The sequence below is a fragment of the Streptomyces sp. NPDC058221 genome (assembly GCF_042882365.1).
Lineage (GTDB): Bacteria > Actinomycetota > Actinomycetes > Streptomycetales > Streptomycetaceae > Streptomyces.
This window is the reverse complement of the sequence record NZ_JBHVWF010000053.1, coordinates 1-16,581: the sequence shown is the minus strand read 5'-3', so window position 1 is coordinate 16,581 and position 16,581 is coordinate 1. Positions and strand designations below refer to the sequence as shown.

General features: G+C 70.6%; 15 protein-coding genes. 9 read left to right on the top strand and 6 right to left on the bottom strand.

Translation table 11 applies throughout. The features are described from left to right. Nucleotides 1-48 precede the first annotated feature (48 nt). A complete protein-coding gene (locus tag ACFVW8_RS18655) occupies nt 49-1,842 on the top strand; it encodes an ABC transporter ATP-binding protein (RefSeq protein ID WP_389691239.1) in 1,794 nt (597 codons plus the stop codon). Between the two features lie 115 nt (nt 1,843-1,957). Here ACFVW8_RS18655 and ACFVW8_RS18650 read toward each other — a convergent pair whose 3' ends face one another. Then, on the bottom strand, nt 1,958-2,173 hold the full coding sequence (locus ACFVW8_RS18650; RefSeq protein WP_389691237.1) for a hypothetical protein: 216 nt from the start codon (nt 2,171-2,173) through the stop codon (nt 1,958-1,960). 101 nt (nt 2,174-2,274) lie between these two features. On the opposite strand from ACFVW8_RS18650, the gene ACFVW8_RS18645 reads away from it, so the two are divergent. Beyond that, nucleotides 2,275-3,462: an MFS transporter gene (locus tag ACFVW8_RS18645; protein ID WP_389691235.1), complete on the top strand. Its 1,188-nt coding sequence runs from the start codon at nt 2,275-2,277 to the stop codon at nt 3,460-3,462. Between the two features lie 67 nt (nt 3,463-3,529). On the opposite strand, the gene ACFVW8_RS18640 is transcribed toward ACFVW8_RS18645, so the two are convergent. Beyond that, entirely contained in the window at nt 3,530-4,357 is an 828-nt protein-coding gene (locus tag ACFVW8_RS18640) for an SDR family NAD(P)-dependent oxidoreductase (RefSeq protein ID WP_389691233.1), read from the bottom strand. After that, entirely contained in the window at nt 4,354-5,859 is a 1,506-nt protein-coding gene (locus ACFVW8_RS18635; RefSeq protein ID WP_389691231.1) for a DHA2 family efflux MFS transporter permease subunit, read from the bottom strand. The genes ACFVW8_RS18640 and ACFVW8_RS18635 overlap by 4 nt, the downstream gene beginning before the upstream one ends. A 137-nt stretch (nt 5,860-5,996) precedes the next feature. On the opposite strand from ACFVW8_RS18635, the gene ACFVW8_RS18630 reads away from it, so the two are divergent. Then, complete coding sequence (locus tag ACFVW8_RS18630; protein ID WP_389691229.1) at nt 5,997-6,680, top strand: TetR/AcrR family transcriptional regulator; 684 nt, start codon at nt 5,997-5,999, stop codon at nt 6,678-6,680. A gap of 22 nt (nt 6,681-6,702) precedes the next feature. Here ACFVW8_RS18630 and ACFVW8_RS18625 read toward each other — a convergent pair whose 3' ends face one another. Further along, nucleotides 6,703-7,440, bottom strand: coding sequence for an SAM-dependent methyltransferase (locus ACFVW8_RS18625; RefSeq protein ID WP_389691227.1), 738 nt, complete (start codon nt 7,438-7,440; stop codon nt 6,703-6,705). A gap of 223 nt (nt 7,441-7,663) precedes the next feature. Between ACFVW8_RS18625 and ACFVW8_RS18620 the strand changes: the two genes are divergently transcribed. The 6 genes from ACFVW8_RS18620 (at nt 7,664) to ACFVW8_RS18595 (ending at nt 15,398) form a co-directional block, all read left to right on the top strand. Then, nucleotides 7,664-8,071: a hypothetical protein gene (locus tag ACFVW8_RS18620; protein ID WP_389691225.1), complete on the top strand. Its 408-nt coding sequence runs from the start codon at nt 7,664-7,666 to the stop codon at nt 8,069-8,071. Between the two features lie 222 nt (nt 8,072-8,293). After that, entirely contained in the window at nt 8,294-9,778 is a 1,485-nt protein-coding gene (locus ACFVW8_RS18615) for an aldehyde dehydrogenase family protein (protein ID WP_389691223.1), read from the top strand. A gap of 15 nt (nt 9,779-9,793) precedes the next feature. Next, entirely contained in the window at nt 9,794-11,332 is a 1,539-nt protein-coding gene (locus tag ACFVW8_RS18610; RefSeq protein WP_389691221.1) for a GMC family oxidoreductase, read from the top strand. Beyond that, nucleotides 11,329-12,378 carry a glycine betaine/L-proline ABC transporter ATP-binding protein gene (locus tag ACFVW8_RS18605; protein WP_389691219.1) on the top strand — a complete coding sequence of 350 codons (1,050 nt, stop codon included), beginning with the start codon at nt 11,329-11,331 and terminating at the stop codon, nt 12,376-12,378. The genes ACFVW8_RS18610 and ACFVW8_RS18605 overlap by 4 nt, the downstream gene beginning before the upstream one ends. 88 nt (nt 12,379-12,466) lie before the next feature. Further along, nucleotides 12,467-14,431 (top strand): ABC transporter permease subunit, encoded by a 1,965-nt coding sequence (locus ACFVW8_RS18600; protein WP_389691293.1) that lies wholly within the window; start codon nt 12,467-12,469, stop codon nt 14,429-14,431. A gap of 1 nt (nt 14,432) precedes the next feature. Beyond that, nucleotides 14,433-15,398, top strand: coding sequence for an ABC transporter substrate-binding protein (locus tag ACFVW8_RS18595; protein WP_389691217.1), 966 nt, complete (start codon nt 14,433-14,435; stop codon nt 15,396-15,398). Between the two features lie 63 nt (nt 15,399-15,461). Here ACFVW8_RS18595 and ACFVW8_RS18590 read toward each other — a convergent pair whose 3' ends face one another. After that, nucleotides 15,462-15,698 (bottom strand): hypothetical protein, encoded by a 237-nt coding sequence (locus tag ACFVW8_RS18590; RefSeq protein ID WP_389691215.1) that lies wholly within the window; start codon nt 15,696-15,698, stop codon nt 15,462-15,464. Nucleotides 15,699-15,705: 7 nt separating this feature from the next. Beyond that, the gene (locus ACFVW8_RS18585) at nt 15,706-16,383 is read right to left on the bottom strand and encodes a TNT domain-containing protein (protein ID WP_389691213.1); all 678 of its coding nucleotides are present in this window, start codon (nt 16,381-16,383) and stop codon (nt 15,706-15,708) included. Between the last annotated feature and the right edge of the window lie 198 nt (nt 16,384-16,581).

Here is a 16,581-nt window from a genome sequence, read left to right as displayed (position 1 = left end):
GTTCGGCGGGGTTGCCGCGCACGGAGGAAGCGCGATGGGATGGACTCCATGCCGAAAGCGCTTACCCCCGTCTCTGCCGAATCCTTGGCATCCTTCGACCACCTGGACCACCGCTACCGCGGTGAGAATCCGGTACGCACCCTCGGCCACCTGTTCCGACCCGACCGCGGCCGGCTGGCGCTCGCGGTCATCGTCTTCGTCGTGAAGCACAGCCCCATCTGGCTGCTCCCGCTGATCACCGCCACCGTCCTCGACGTGGTCATCCAGCACGGTCCGGAGTCCGGGCTCTGGGAATCCAGCGGCGTCCTGCTGTTCATCCTCGTCATCAACTACCCGCTCCACCAGTGGTACGTACGGCTCCTGGGCGGCAGCATCCGCCGGATGGGCACGACCCTGCGCTCCGCGCTGTGCCGTCGGATGCAGCAGCTCTCCATCGGCTACCACGCCCGGGTCAGTTCGAGCGTCCTGCAGGCCAAGGTGGTCCGCGACGTGGAGTCGGTGGAACAGATGATGCAGCAGAGCGCCGACATGGGCCTCGGCGCCGTCGTGACGCTGGTCGGCGGCCTCGTCGTCATCGGCGTGCGCGTCCCCGCGTTCCTGCCCGTCTTCCTGATCGTGGTGCCCGCGGCCGGGTTCCTGGTGATGAAACTGCGCGCACGGCTGCGCAGCCACAACGAGTCCTTCCGCCGCGAGGTGGAGCAACTCTCCTCCCGGGTCGGGGAGATGACCACACTCATCCCCATCACCCGCGCCCACGGCCTGGAACGCACCGCTCTCGTCCGGGTCGACGGTTCGCTGCGCCAGGTCTTCGCGGCCGGTCTGCGCCTGGACACCCTCAACGGCCGCTTCGGGTCGCTGGCCTGGGTCATCCTCAACACGCTCGGCGTGCTGTGCCTGACGGGCTCCGCCCTGGTCGCGTACCACGGCTGGATGCCGGTCACCGCGGGCGACGTGGTGATGCTCAGCTCCTTCTTCACCGTGCTGACCGGCTCCGTGACCACACTGCTCGGCCTCGCCCCCGTGCTCACCAAGGGCCTGGAGTCGGTACGTTCGGCGGGAGAGGTGCTCCAGGCGCCCGACCTGGAACGCAATGCCGGAAAGGCACAGGTGGAGCGGGTCACCGGCCGGATAGATTTCGAGGACGTCGGATTCGCCTACGACGACGCGGCCCCGGCGGTCGACGGGTTCACCCTCTCCGCACGGCCGGGCGAGACCATCGCCCTGGTCGGCGCCTCGGGGGCGGGGAAATCCACCGTTCTCAACCTGCTCATCGGCTTCATCCGCCCCACCTCCGGCCGCATCATGCTCGACGGGACCGATATGGCAGGGCTCGATCTGCGCAGCTACCGGCGCTTCCTCTCGGTGGTGCCGCAGGAGTCGATCCTGTTCGAGGGAAGCATCCGCGACAACGTGACGTACGGGATGGGGGACACGGACGAGGACACGCTGATGCGCGCCCTGGAGGATGCCAACGCGCTGGAGTTCGTACGGGATCTGCCCCTCGGTCTGGACACGGTCGTCGGCGAGCGCGGCGCACGGCTCTCGGGCGGGCAGCGGCAGCGGCTCGCCATCGCCAGGGCGCTGATCCGTGACCCCCGGGTGCTGGTGCTCGACGAGGCCACATCCGCACTGGACAACCGCTCGGAGGCTCTCGTCCAGGAGGCTCTCTCCCGCCTGGTGCACGGCCGGACCGTCTTCGTCGTGGCCCACCGTCTCTCGACGATCCAGGGCGCCGACCGCATCGTGGCGATGGAGGGCGGCCGGATCGCGGAGGTGGGGACGCACAACGAACTGCTGGACCGGGACGGGGTGTACGCGGGTCTCCAGCCGGCCCACCCGTGACGCGGAAGCCGGTCCCGCCCAGCCGGTACGCCTGATTCACCCGGTACCCCTGGTTCCGGGACGGGCGGAACCGGGCGCCCGGGTGGCCGGCCTCCCGGGCGCCGCTGCTGCTCCGCTACTCCGCGAGGTACCCGGTCGCCGGGTCCACCTCTCTCAGGAACCCCCGAGCGGCCTCTTCGAGGGCCGTCCTCTCCAGGGACGCGCCCCCGTGCACCGCCGTCATGAACCCGTAGCCCGTGTTCGGACCCGATTTCCAGTCGAAGTCATACACTCCCGGGCTGCCCGCCCGCCGGGTCACGGTGAACCTCTCGCCGTCCACGGTCAACTCCACGCTCCGCACTCCCGTCCACTCCGTGACACGGCCGCAGCCAACGCCGGTGCATCCCGGCGGCCGATCATAAGGTGACCCGTGTGATCGTCAGCAAGCGTGCAGTGAACACACGTGATGACCGGCGGCCGGGCTACCTGGCCGCGGCCGTGGTGTTCGCCATCGGGATGGCCGGCACCACCCTGCCCACACCGTTGTACGGGCTCTACCAGGAACAGATCGGCTTCTCCGAGCTGATGGTGACCGTTGTCTTCGCCGTCTACGCCGTCGCTGTCATCACCGTGCTGCTCCTGGCGGGCAACTACTCGGACAAGGTCGGCCGCAGACCCGTGCTGCTGTGCGCGATGGTGTTCTCGGCCGCGAGCGCCGGATGCTTTCTCCTGGAGCGTGGGCTGCCGCTGCTCTTCGCCGGCCGGCTGCTGTCCGGCTTCGCGGCCGGCCTGCTGAGCGGCGCGGCGACAGCGGCGGTCATCGAATTGGCGGCGCCCCGGCAGAAGGCGCGGGCCGGATTCGCCGCCACGGCCGCGAACATGGGAGGTCTGGGCTGCGGACCCCTGCTGTCGGGGCTGCTCGCGCAGTACACGTCCTGGCCGTTGACGCTGCCGTTCTGGGTCCACCTGGGCCTGGTGGCGGTGGCATCCGTGATCACCTGGTTCCTGCCGGAGACCGTGGCGGAGCCGAAGAGATGGCCGCGGCCGGCACCGCAGGGGGTGGCGGTGCCACCCGAGGTGAGAAGCGTGTTCGTGCCCGCCTCGCTGGCGGCCTTCGCCGGCTTCGCGCTGCTCGGCCTGTTCACCGCGGTCGCGCCGAGCTTCGCCGCGCAGACGCTGGGAGTGCACAACGTCGCCGTCACCGGGGCCGTGGTGTTCTCCGTGTTCCTGGCCTCGACCGTCGGGCAGTCCCTGACGCACCGTATCGGCGCACGCCTCGCGCTCCCCGTCGGCTGCGGCATCCTCATGGCCGGCCTGCTGCTGGTGGCGTCGTCACTGATCGCGGAATCGCTGCTCCTGCTGGTACTGGGCGCGCTGTGCGGCGGCACCGGCCAGGGCCTCGCCTTCCGCGCGGCACTCACCCTGGTCAGTGGTGCGGCCCCGGCAGAGCACCGCGGCGGCACCATCTCGGCGTTCTTCGTCGTCGCGTACACCGGGATCTCGGTGCCGGTGGTGGGGGTCGGGGCCATCGCCGCATGGCTCGGCCTGCGCGAGGCCGGACTCGTCTTCACGGGCTGTGTGCTGCTTCTGGCGGCCGCTGCGGGGACGTACTCCGCGCTCAGACCGCCCCCGGGCGTCTGACCGGTCGCACCGGGCCCGGCCGGCGTGCGGCACCCGTCCCCCGTTCGGGTGCCCGCCGGACGTCACGTCAGTTCCGTGCGAGCATCCGGTCGGTGAGGCGGCTCAGCCGGCGCGCGGCCTCCGGGTCGAAGCCCTGTGTGCCGACGGAGATGCGGCGGCCTTCGACGTACGCGCTGAGTGGTTCGGACGGCGGGGTGTCGATCGCGACGACGATCGGCGGCAGCGCCTCCTCGACGGGTTTGGCGTGCCGCTGCATGGACCGGATGTGGTCCAGCGTCGCGGAGTCGTACGCGCCGGCGAAGCCGGTGGCGGTGACGCCTGGGTGGATCAGCACATAGCGGATGCCGGCCGGCCCGTGTTCCTCGGCGTACGAGACGCCGAGGAGATCGTTGAGCTTTCCGCCCTGGCCCAGCGCGGCGCCACCGTGGTAGCCGTGACGGAGCTGGAGATCGTCCCACTGCACGAGTTCGAGCCCCGCTCCCGGCCCGGCCACGTTGACGACCACCGGGTGCGCGGCGCGGGCGAGATGCCCGGCGAGTTCCTGGCCCAGCAGGCGGCGGCTCAGATAGAACAGGGCGAAGTTCTCCTCGTATCCCTCCGCCGTCTCCGTGCGGCGCGAGCGGTAGTGGCGGGCGCAGAGCACCAGCGCGTCGATCGACGGGAGCGCCGCCCGGATCTCGTCGGCCGCCCGGGACGTCTCGGCGAGCAGGCTGAGGTCGGCCGTGACGGAGAAGGCGCGTTCGGCGGCCCCGGCCGCTCGGGCGGCGTCGAGGAAGCCACGGCCCTTGCCGGGGTCGCGGCCGATGACGACGACCCTGTCGCCCCTGCGGAGACACAGCTCGGCGAGCGCCTTGCCGATGCCGTCGGTGCCGCCCGCGATGACCAGAGTCTTCACTCGCTCTCTCCTCGTACATGGGTGGATACCGTGCTGCGGGCGGGCGTGCCGGCGTCCGGCACGTCGTCGCCGTCGGATTGGGGGTCCACCGCGCCCGGGGCCGGTGCGGGCCGGCCCGGCAGGAAGGTGGCCGCCGCCAGGGCGAGGGCGAGTGCCACGCCGACGACCCAGTAGGCGGAGCGGAATCCTTGCACCGGGCCCCCGTCGCCCGCCGTCTGCATCACGAGTGCGACGACCGCGATGCCGACGGAGGCGCCCAACTGGTTGAGCATGTAGAGCACCGAGCTCCCCTGCGGGACCAGCCGCGCGGGCAGGGTGCGGTAGACGGAGGCGATCGTGGGCGCGCCGACCGCACCGAGCCCCGCTCCGAGGGTGAACGCGGCGGCTGCCGGCCAGACTTCGGCCGTTTGCGCTCCGCCCCGGGTCAGGGCGACCGCACTCAGCAGGGCGAGCACGCTGCCGCCCCGCACGAGTCCCCGGGTACCGACGCGGTCGGAGAGCCGGCCGGCCAGCGGCATGGAGAGGGCGGAGCCGATGCCGAGCGGGATCAGCAGGAGCGCGGACGCGAAGCTGTCGTGGCCGCGGACCTGCTGGTAGTAGAGCGGCAGGGCGAAGAGACTGGCGAACGTCGCGAGGCCGGCGAGCGAGGCGATGACGACACCGGGGGCGAAGCCGCGACGCCCCAGCAGGCGCAGGTCGATGAGTGGCGCGCCGCCTCCCGCCTCTCGTCGGCGCAGGGCGTGAAGGGCGTATCCGCCCAGCAGCAGTACGGCGACGGCGAGCGGGACCAGCACGGACGGAACGACGAAGGCGGCCCTCTCCGCAGACTGGGACAGGGCGAGGACGCCGGCTGCCATGCCGGGTCCGATGAGCGCGAGCCCGAGGATGTCCAGCCGGTCTGCCGGGGAGGCGGTGCCGGGATCGTCCTCGGGCAGGATCTTGAGGGCGAGCAGCAGGGCGGCCAGGCCGATGGGCACATTGACCAGGAACATCCAACGCCAGTCGGCGCTCTGGAGGATGATGCCGCCGGCGACCGGTCCGAACACCGGGCCGCTGGAGCCGACGACGCCCATCAGGCCCATGACCCGTCCGGTGCGGGCCGGTCCGGCGGCGCGGGCTAGCAGCGTGAGCATCAGCGGATCGAGCAGCCCGGCGCCGATTCCCTGCACGGCGCGGGCCGCGATCAGGGCCCCGACGTTCCAGGCAAGGCCGGAGGCCACCGAACCGGCGAGGAAGACCACCAGGCCGAGCAGCCACAGCCGTCGGCCTCCTAACCGGTCCACCGCCCAGGTGGTGACCGGGATGGTGAGGGTGAGGGCGAGCAGATAGCTGGTCGACACCCAGCTGATGGTGGCGAGCGAGGTACTGAAGTCCCGGGCGAGGGTGTCGGCCGCGGCGGCGATCATCGATCCGTCGAGGATCCCCATGATTCCGCCCAGCAGGATCGTGCCGGTCAGCCGCCGCAGGGCTGGGTCCAGATGTGCGTCCGGCGCATGCGCCATGGCTGTCTCCGATGAAATCGAGGCAAGTTGCACTGGCTGGTGCACTTTAAAGCACCAACTAGGGCTGCATCAACGGGCGATCCCATCAAATTGCACTCGCTGGTGCACACGGGGAGGTGGGCGGCTACGATGACGCGGTGAGCGGAACAAGGACTCCCAGGCCGCCGTCCCGGGGTCGCATCGACAAGCGGCAGGCGATCCTGGACGCTGCCTTCACGGTGTTCGCCCAGCGCGGCTACGCGCGGGCCTGCATGGAGGAGATCGCCGAAGTCGCGGGAGTCGCCAAGCACACGGTGTACAACCATCTCGCCGACAAGCAGAACGTGTTCCGCAGCGCGATGGAGGCCGCGGCCGACGATGTGATGACCAAGAACCTGGCCGTCGTGGCCGAACTGTCCATCGATTCCGGGACGCATGGCGCTTCGCCGACGGCCGCGGCCGATCTGTCGGCACCACTCGAAGACATGGCACACCGGCTCCTGCTGCGGTGCTGCGACGCGCAGTCACGGGCTCTGCGCCGGCTGCTCCACGCGGAGATCACACAGTTTCCCGAGCTTCTTGAGGTCGCCTGGGCGCGCCGCGAGTGCCGGCTGAGGGAGGCGCTGGCCGACCGGCTGGCCCGGCTGGCCCTGTCGGGGCGGCTGCGCCACTGCGATCCGGCGGAGGCGGCCGAACAATTCCTGGCCCTGCTGACCGGCCCTCTGGAGGTCCGGTCCCACTTCGGCACCCGGGACGTCCCGGAGGCGGAGGTCCGCCAGGTGGGCCGGTCGGCCGTACGCACTTTCCTGCGGGCCTACGGGGCGTCGGTTCCCGCCCCGTAGGGGCCGGTTGCGACCAGCGGCCTCAGTCGGCGGTGCGGCGCAGGACCAGGCTGACGAAGCCCCAGGTGTCGCGGTAGCCGCGCAGCCATTCGGAGCGGCGGGTGGCGGAGAGGGCGAGCGCCTCGGGCCCGTCCGGGTCGGCGGAGTGGTCCAGTGCCCAGTCGGCCAGCGTGCCCCAGCAGGACCATTCGTAGTGGTCGAGCTCCTGACGCGTACTGACGTGCCCGTGGACAGGCGTCCAGCCGTCGGCGACGACACGGTCCACGGTCGTTGCCAGGTCGGCGAAGTCGCCGAGCATCTCGATGGCCTCCTGGGAGGGTTCGCGTTCCCAGAACCCGTCACCGACCAGGACACGGCCGCCGGGGGCCAGATGTTCGCGTGCCGCCGCGAGGGTGGGGAGCAGCCCTCCGAAAGCGTGAGCGGCTCCGAAGCTCAGCACCAGGTCGAACGTGTGCGGGGAGACGAAGTCGCCGGCCGGCGTGGAGTGGAGCGCCAGGCGGCCCTCCACCCCGAGCTCCGTCGCCCGCGCACGGGCGTCCGCCAGGGCGATCTCGGAGATGTCGACGCCCTCGGCCCGCAGATGGGGCCGGGCGGACAGTGCGCGGATGAGCCACTCCCCGGTGCCGCAGCCGAGGTCGAGCACGCGCTCGTCGCCGCGCGGGAGGCCGTGGTCCAGCAGCTGACGTACCGAGTCGTCGTCGAGCGGCGACTTGATCGGGTGGTGGGTGTGCGCGATTTTGGAGATCTCTTCTCGATTCACCGGCGCATCGTGACAGCGCCGATGGCCGCACGCACCTGCTTTTCCGCCGGGCCTCTCCCAGGGTGCGGAAGCATCTCCGCGCGGCGCGCACGGCCGCCCCGCCAGCTCGGTCATACCACACCCGATTGACCCAAATGGGGCTATATTTATATTTTCCCTGCATTTCATGCAATCCGACTCGGGGCTCCGCTCCAGTCCGCTCCAAACGAGGGAGGTGTGTCCGATGACCGTTTCCACCCGGATCCGCAGTGTGCTGGCCGGTGCCGCGGCGACGGGCCTGCTCGCGGGTGCCGCAGCGCTGGGTACCGCCGGCACGGCCCAAGCCGCTCCCGTGCCGGCTCCCGTCTCGGCCACCGCGTACACCACCGGTCACCACGACCGGTGCACCTGGCAGCAGGGCCACTGGCAGAGGCACTGGGCCAAGGGGCACTGGCAGAAGCAGTGGCACAAGGGCTACCACTCGGTCCACAGGACCTGGCATCCCGGCTACCACGACCACCACGGCACCTGGCACCACGGCTACTGGAGCAGCCACAGTCAGTGGCACACGGGTCACTGGAGCAACGTGTACCTCCCCGGCCACTGGGACACCCACTGGGTGAAGGGCCACTGGAACTGCCACCACCGCTGAAGGCGGACGGCGTTTTCCGCACACCGCACCCGGAGGGGTTCCAGGACCACGGCCCCGGAACCCCTTTTCGCTGCCCACCCACCTCCCTGACGTGCGAATTCCGTGAGCCGGGTCACTTCGGGGCGGTCTACGCGCATGGCTTCGGCCTTCCGGGGAAGAGGGCCAGACCGCCGGGGTTCACCCGGCGTCAGACGTACGGCCACCGAAAGGGCAGCACACGACGTGTCGGCACAACACACGATCCAGGTAGCGGGAGAGTGGCGAGCGGCCGCATCCGGCGCCACTCGCGACATCCTCGACCCCGTCGACGCGACCGCGTTCGCCGTCGTATCGGAGGGGAACGCCGTCGACGCGGACGCCGCCGTCGCCGCGGCCCGGGCCGCCTTCGACGCGGGACCGTGGCCGCACACTCCGGTCGCGGAGCGGGCGGCGCTGCTCAGGCGCGTGGCCGGTCTGCTGGAGCGCGACCGGGATCGGATCGGCGCTCTGGAGAGCCGTGACGCGGGCAAGACGCTCGAAGAGGGCCGGGTCGACGTGGACTGCGTACGCGACGCCTTCCGCTACTTCGCCGACCTCGTCATGAACGAGAGCGGCGGCCGTGTCGTCGATGCCGGGTCCGAGGAGATCCACAGCGTCGTCGTGCATGAGCCCGTCGGCGTCTGCGGACTCATCACGCCCTGGAACTACCCGTTGCTCCAGGCCAGCTGGAAGATCGCTCCGGCTCTCGCCGCGGGCAACACCTTTGTGATCAAGCCGAGTGAGATCACCCCGCTGACCACCGTCGCCCTCATCGCCCTGCTCGCCGAGGCCGGGCTGCCGGCCGGTGTGGCCAACATCGTCACCGGCCCCGGTGCCACCGTCGGCGCCCGGCTCGCGGACCACCCCGATGTCGACCTGGTGTCCTTCACCGGCGGGCTGAGCAGCGGCACGAAGGTGATGCGGGCCGCGGCCGACACGGTCAAGAAGGTCGCGCTCGAACTCGGCGGCAAGAACCCCAACGTGGTGTTCGCGGACGCCTGCGCCACCGAGGAGGGCTTCGACACCGCCGTCGACCAGGCGCTCAACGCGGCCTTCATCCACAGCGGCCAGGTCTGCTCCGCCGGATCACGGCTGATCGTCGAGGAGTCGGTCCGCGAGCGGTTCGTCACCGAACTCGCCCGGCGCGCCGAACTGATCCGGATCGGCCGCGGCACGGATGCCGGTGTCGAGTGCGGTCCGCTCGTCTCCGCGCAGCAGCTCGCCAGGACCGAGGAGTACGTCGCCTCCGCGCTCAAGGAGGGCGCGGTGCTGCGGGCGGGCGGTGAGCGCCCCGAAGGTCCCGGCTACTTCTACCGGCCGACCGTTCTGGACCACTGCGACCGCTCCATGCGCGTGGTGCGCGAGGAGGTCTTCGGACCCGTCCTGACCGTCGAGACGTTCACCACCGAGGACGAGGCCGTGCTGCTCGCCAACGACACGGACTACGGACTGGCCGGCGGCGTCTGGACGTCGGACGCGGGCCGGGGCCGCCGGATCGCCGCCCGGCTGCGCCACGGCACCGTCTGGATCAACGACTTCCACCCCTACCTGCCGCAGGCCGAATGGGGCGGCTTCGGGAAGTCCGGCATCGGGCGCGAGCTGGGCCCGACGGGTCTCGCCGAGTACCGCGAGTCCAAGCACATCTACCAGAACCTCGCCCCGCGCCCGGTGCGCTGGTTCGCGGGCTGACCGGGAGCAGAGGCGATGGAGAACATGACCCACTACGACTATGTCATCGTCGGCGGCGGGACCGCGGGTTCGGTGATCGCGTCCCGGCTCACCGAGGACCCCGACGTCACCGTCGCTCTCATCGAGGGCGGACCGAGCGATGTCGGTCGGGACGACGTGCTGACCCTGCGCCGCTGGATGGGCCTCCTCGGCGGGGAGCTGGACTACGACTACCCCACGACCGAGCAGCCGCGCGGCAACTCGAACATCCGGCACAGCAGGGCCCGGGTGCTGGGTGGATGCTCGTCCCACAACACCCTGATCGCCTTCAAACCGCTGCCGTCCGACTGGGACGAGTGGGCCGAAGCGGGCGCGGGCGGCTGGGACGCCTCATCGATGGACCCGTACTTCGCGCGGCTGCGCAACAACATCGTCCCCGTGGACGAGGCCGACCGGAACGCCATCGCCCGTGACTTCGTCGACGCGGCACAGACGACGCTCGGAGTGCCGCGCGTCGAAGGCTTCAACAAGGCGGCCTTCCAGGACGGCGTGGGCTTCTTCGACCTCGCCTACCATCCCGAGAACAACAAGCGCTCCTCCGCGTCGGTCGCGTATCTGCACCCTTTCCTCGACCGGCCGAACCTCCATATCGCCCTGGAGACCTGGGCGTTCCGGCTGGAGCTCGACGGCAACCGGGCGACCGGTGTGCAGGTGCGCACCGCGGACGGCGAGGAGCGGCTCGTACGCGCCCGGCGCGAAGTGATCGTGTGCGCGGGCGCGGTGGACACCCCACGGCTGCTGATGCACTCCGGGATCGGTCACCGCGCGGAGCTGGAGAAGCTCGGCATCCCCGTGGTGCACGACCTGCCGGGTGTGGGCGAGAATCTGCTCGACCACCCCGAGTCGGTCATCGTCTGGGAGACGCACGGGCCGATACCCGAGAACTCCGCGATGGACAGCGACGCCGGGCTGTTCGTACGGCGGGACCCCGAGAGTCCGGGGCCCGACCTGATGTTCCACTTCTACCAGATCCCGTTCACCGACAATCCTGAGCGGCTCGGCTACGAACGTCCCCCGCACGGGGTGTCCATGACGCCGAACATCCCGAAGCCGAGGAGCCGCGGCCGGCTGTATCTGACCAGCCCGGACCCCGAGGTCAAACCCGCCCTGGACTTCCGCTACTTCACCGACGCGGAGGACTACGACGGACAGACTCTCGTCGACGGGATCAGGATCGCCCGTGAGATCGCCGCACAGGAACCGCTGGCCGGCTGGCTGAAGCGGGAGGTCTGCCCGGGGCCCGAGATCACCTCGGACGAGGACCTGAGCGAGTACGCGCGCAAGGTCGCGCACACCGTCTACCACCCGGCCGGAACATGCCGGATGGGCGCGGCCGACGACGCGCTCGCCGTGGTCGCACCCGATCTCCGGATCCGCGGTCTCGACGCCGTCCGGATCGCCGACGCGTCGGTCTTCCCGACCATGCCGACCGTCAACCCGATGATCGGGGTGCTGATGGTCGGGGAGAAATGCGCAGATCTGCTCCGCGCCACTACTGGGGGTCAAGACCGATGAGTACACCGCCGCACGTCTTCTCCGTGAACAACCTCTGGAAGGTCTTCGGCCCCCGGGCCGAGCGCGTGTCCGGCGATCCCGAACTCGCCGCGCTGGACTCCGCCGAACTCCGCAGGCGCACCGGGTGCACCGCCGCCGTGCGTGATGTCTCGTTCGACGTCCGCAAGGGCGAGGCGTTCGTCGTGATGGGGCTGTCCGGGTCCGGCAAGTCCACCCTCGTGCGCTGCCTCACCCGGCTGATCGAGCCGACCTCCGGCGAGATCACCATGGACGGCGAGGACGTGCTGTCCATGAACGCGGCGCGGCTGCGTGAACTGCGCCGCCACCGCGCCGCGATGGTCTTCCAGCACTTCGGCCTGCTGCCGCACCGTTCGGTCCTCGACAACGTCGCGTACGGACTGGAGATCCAGGGCATGGGCCGGGCCGAACGGCGCACGCGGGCCGCGGAGTTCATCGGCAAGGTCGGACTGGACGGACTGGAGAACCGCCGTCCCGGCCAGCTCTCCGGTGGTCAGCAGCAGCGCGTCGGGCTGGCCCGGGCGCTTGCCGTCGATCCCGAAGTACTGCTGTTCGACGAGCCGTTCAGCGCACTGGACCCGCTCATCCGGCGGGACATGCAGGAGGAGGTCGTGCGCCTGCACCGCGAGGAGGGCCGCACGATGGTCTTCATCACCCATGACCTCAACGAGGCGCTGAAGCTGGGCGACCGGATCGCGCTGATGCGGGACGGGATGATCGTGCAGCTGGGCACGCCGGAGGAGATCGTGGGATCGCCGGCCGACGACTACGTCCGGGACTTCGTGCGTGACGTTCCGCGCGAACAGGTCATGACGGTACGCGCGGCCATGCGCCCCGCAGACGGCGCGGAGAGCGAATCGGGTCCGGCGCTGACGCCCGGCACCACCGTCTCGGAGGCGATCGAGGCGGTCGTCCGCAGCGGCGAGACCGCACGAGTGGTCGACGAGGGCCGCTGCCTGGGCGTGGTCGACCACGCGTGTCTGCTCGGTGTCGTGGCCGGGGTCCCCGCTGTGAAGGAGGCGGCGTGATGCGAATAACCCGTTCACCGGCCCCGCCGGGCCGCCCCGTCGCACCGTGTCCGCAGCCGGCCGTGACACCCGCCCTCCCGAGCGGGAGGTGGCCGCGATGACCGCCACCACCACCGCGCGTCCCACCGGGCTCACAAGCTCCGGGGCCTTCGCCTCCCTCGCACGGCACCGCACCGGCCTCCTGCTCGCTGCAGCGGCCGTGCTGCTGGTGCTCGGCACGTTCGTCGTCGGCGGAGGCGAGTGGCCCGGCGGCCTGACCGTCGACCTCACCGGTCCGCTCGGCAGCGTCAGCGACTGGATCATCGACAACCGCGACACGCACCCGCTGTTCCTCTACTTCTTCGGCCACATCAGCAACGCCGTCGTGCTCTCGGTACGCGGCGTCTACCTGGTCCTGCTCGCCGCCGGCTGGGCCGGGGTCACGGCAGCCGTCGGACTGGTCGCCTGGCGGGTGGCGGGCGTCCGGCTCGCACTGTCCGGCGTCGTCGCGTTCCTGCTCTGCGGGCTGCTCGGCATGTGGGTGCCCACCATGCAGACCCTCGCGCTGATGGTCGTCGCGGTCCTGGTCTCGGTGGTGCTCGGAGCGCTCCTCGGCCTGGCCGCAGGGCTTTCGGACCGGATCTTCCGCCTGCTGCGGCCGGTGCTCGACACCATGCAGGTGATGCCGGCCTTCGCGTATCTGCTGCCGGTGGTGCTCGTCTTCGGGATCGGGGTGCCGGCCGCCGTGCTGGCGACCGTCGTCTACGCCGCGCCTCCGATGGCCCGGCTGACCGCGCTCGGCCTGCGCAACGCCGACGCGGGCGTCATGGAGGCCGCGGCCTCGCTCGGTGCCACCGGCCGGCAGCGGCTGCTGACGGCCCGGCTCCCGCTGGCCCGCAGGGAACTGCTGCTCGGCCTCAACCAGACGATCATGATGGCCCTCTCGATGGCCGTGATCGCCTCCGTGATCGGTGCGGGCGGACTCGGTGACCGCGTCTACCAGGCGCTCGCCTCCGTCGATGTCGGCGCCGCGCTCGCGGCCGGCATCCCGATCGTGCTGCTCGCCGTGGTCCTCGACCGGGTCACCGGCGCGGCCGGCAACAACATCGGCTCCGCGCCGCGGGCCGGTTCCGCCCGGCTGGGCTGGGCCGTCGCGGCGGCCGGTACCGTGATCGTCGCCGTCGTGGCGCGCCTCGTCTCCGGGACGACCTGGCCGGACGGCGGGACGGTGGCTGTCGCCGAGCCCGTCAACCGGGCCGTCGACTGGATGACCGACCACCTGTACTCCGGCGTGCCGGTCGTCGGCGGCACGGCGGACTGGGCCGGACACTTCACCACCTGGATCCTTGACCCGGTGCGTGACGGACTGCAGTGGCTGCCCTGGTGGGCCGTGCTCCTGCTGGTCGCCGTGCTCGCCATGCTGATCGGCACCTGGCGCACCACCGTGACCGCCGTACTCGCGATGGCCGCCGTCGGAGTGCTCGATGTCTGGGACCCGGCGCTCGACACGCTCTCGCAGGTGCTGGCCGGTGTCGTGGTGACCCTGGTCGTCGGTTTCGCCGTCGGTGTCGCCGCTTCCCGCAGCGAACGGGTGGAACGGATGCTGCGTCCGGTGCTGGATGTCTTCCAGACGATGCCGCAGTTCGTCTATCTCATCCCCGTCGTCGCCCTGTTCGGCGTCGGCCGTGCACCCGCGGTGGCCGCCGCGGTCGTCTACGCGCTGCCCGCCGTCGTCCGCATCACCACCCAGGGCCTGAACGGCGTCGACGCGGTCACGATGGAGTCCTCGCGCTCCCTCGGCGCGACGGGCTTCCAGCAGCTGCTGAAGGTCCAGCTGCCACTGGCACGGCCCGCGCTGCTCCTCGCCGTCAACCAGGGCGTCGTCCTGGTGCTCGCCGTCGTGGTCATCGGCGGCCTCGTCGGGGGCGGTGCGCTCGGCTACTCCGCGGTGTTCGGACTCGCGCAGGGCGACCTGGCGACCGGTCTGGTCGCCGGCGCAGCGATCGTCCTTCTCGGCCTGATGCTCGACCGCGTCACCCAGCCGACGGCACGCCACTTCGGAAAGGGGGCCTGACATGGCTCGTCCGCGCACTCCACTCATCGCCCTCGCCTCCGCCACCGCGCTGGTCGCCGTGGCCGGTTGCGGGGCTGCGGACATGACCCAGCAGTCCTCGCCGTTCGCCAACGTGCAGGGCGCGAAGACCGTGACCCTGTCCGTGCAGTCGTGGGTCGGCGCCCAGGCGAACGTCGCCGTGGCCCAGTACCTCCTCGAACACGAGATGGGCTACCGGGTCGACACCGTCCAGATCGACGAGGTGCCTGCCTGGGACGCCCTCAGCCAGGGCCGGGTGGACGCGATCCTGGAGGACTGGGGTCATCCGGACCAGGAGGCCAGGTACGTCAAGGACAAGAAGACGATCAGCCCCGGCGGCGAGCTCGGGGTCACCGGCCACATCGGCTGGTTCGTCCCGACGTACTTCGCCAAGCAGCATCCCGACGTGACCGACTGGCACAACCTCAACAAATACGCCAAAGAGTTCCGCACGGCGGAGAGCGGCGGGAAGGGCCAGTTGCTCGACGGGTCGCCGTCGTACGTCACCAACGACAAGGCCCTGGTGCAGAACCTCGACCTCGACTACCAGGTCGTGTTCTCCGGTTCGGAGGCTGCGCAGATCACGCAGATCCAGCAGTTCGCCAAGGAGAAGAAGCCCTTCCTCTCCTACTGGTACAAGCCGCAGTGGCTGTTCGAGAAGGTGCCGATGACGGAGGTGAAGCTGCCGGCGTACAAGGACGGCTGCGACGCCGACGCGAAGAAGGTCGCGTGCGCCTACCCGCAGACGCCGCTGAAGAAGTACCTCAACTCCCGCTTCGCGGGCAGCGGCGGGAAGGCGGCCCGGTTCCTCAAGAAGTTCTCCTGGGACACCGAGGAACAGAACAAGGTGGCCATGATGATCGCCGACCAGAAGATGTCGCCCCAGGACGCGGCGAAGAAGTGGGTGGCCGAGAACGAGAAGACGTGGCGGGCCTGGATTCCCCGCTGACGACGCACAGGCCGGCCGGACGGGATCCGTCCGGCCGGCCTGTGCGTCGCGGGTGCCGGCGCGCTACGGAACGAGCAGGTGGAACAGGTGGGCGCAGGCGGCCGGTTCGCTCGGGTGACGGGCGATCACCTCGTAGCTGCCGCGTTCGTACGCCCCGGTCTCCCAGGCCCCGTCGGATGCCTGCCGGAGGAACAGGAAGTCGGGCGGGGTCGGAGCCGGCTCATGGACTCCCTCGATGCGGTAGTAGCCGTCGGCCACTCCCGCCGCGCTCAGCGCTGCCCGCAGCTCCCGGCGTTCCACGCCGGTCCTACGCGCCGGCCGGAGCGAGATAGTCGTGCTCCAGCAGCCACTTGACGTTCAGCCGCTCGCCCTGGCCCGGGTCGAGGAAGACCGCGTCGAGCTTGATCTGCCGGCCGCCGCCCGACTGCTCGAACCAGGGGGCGATGCTGCCCTGCCAGACCCAGAAGGGCTTGGCGACCTTGTACACCCGGTAGTCGCAGGGGAAGGCCGCTTCACGGGTGTTGAGGTTCTGCGGCGGCAGCGCCCGCTCGGCGTACGAGTCACCGGCGGGGGCCAGGTACCCGCCGTACTCCGAGCCGAAGCGGTCCAGACGCTGGCCGGGACGCAGCTTCGTCGGCTCCTTGTCGATCTGGCCGTTGACCTCGCCGAAGCCGTCGTTGGGCGGGTACTTCCAGCTGCCGGAGTCGGCGGGCCCCTCCCAGTACTTCTTCAGGAAGGCCTGCGGGGACAGTCCCCCGGTGCGCTTGTAGCCCTTCAGGAGCGGACCCACCGGGGCCTGGTTCTTGTTCGGCAGCCACTGGGGGCCGAGCCGCGCGTCGTCGTGGAACTCGCCGGTGCAGGGCTCGTGCCGGACCGTGGCGTCGGCCGGCCGGTTCTGCGGCTTCGCCGCGGCGCTCGCAGCGGGGGCCGTGATCAGTCCGGCCGTGATACCGAGAGCGGCAAGTACGGTGCGCATGCGGTGCATTCAGATGTCCCCTCAAGTACTGATGATCTATCAGTGAGGTGACAAAGAGTATCCGCACGACCACCGTCGGTTTCGACACCATGCCGTTCCGCGTACCTGAGGGCTGTCCCGTAACCCCTGGCGGGCGCGCGACGACAGCTACGGCGCCTTGCGATGCACCGCATCTGACGCCGCGCGCTGATCCACCAGGGATTACGG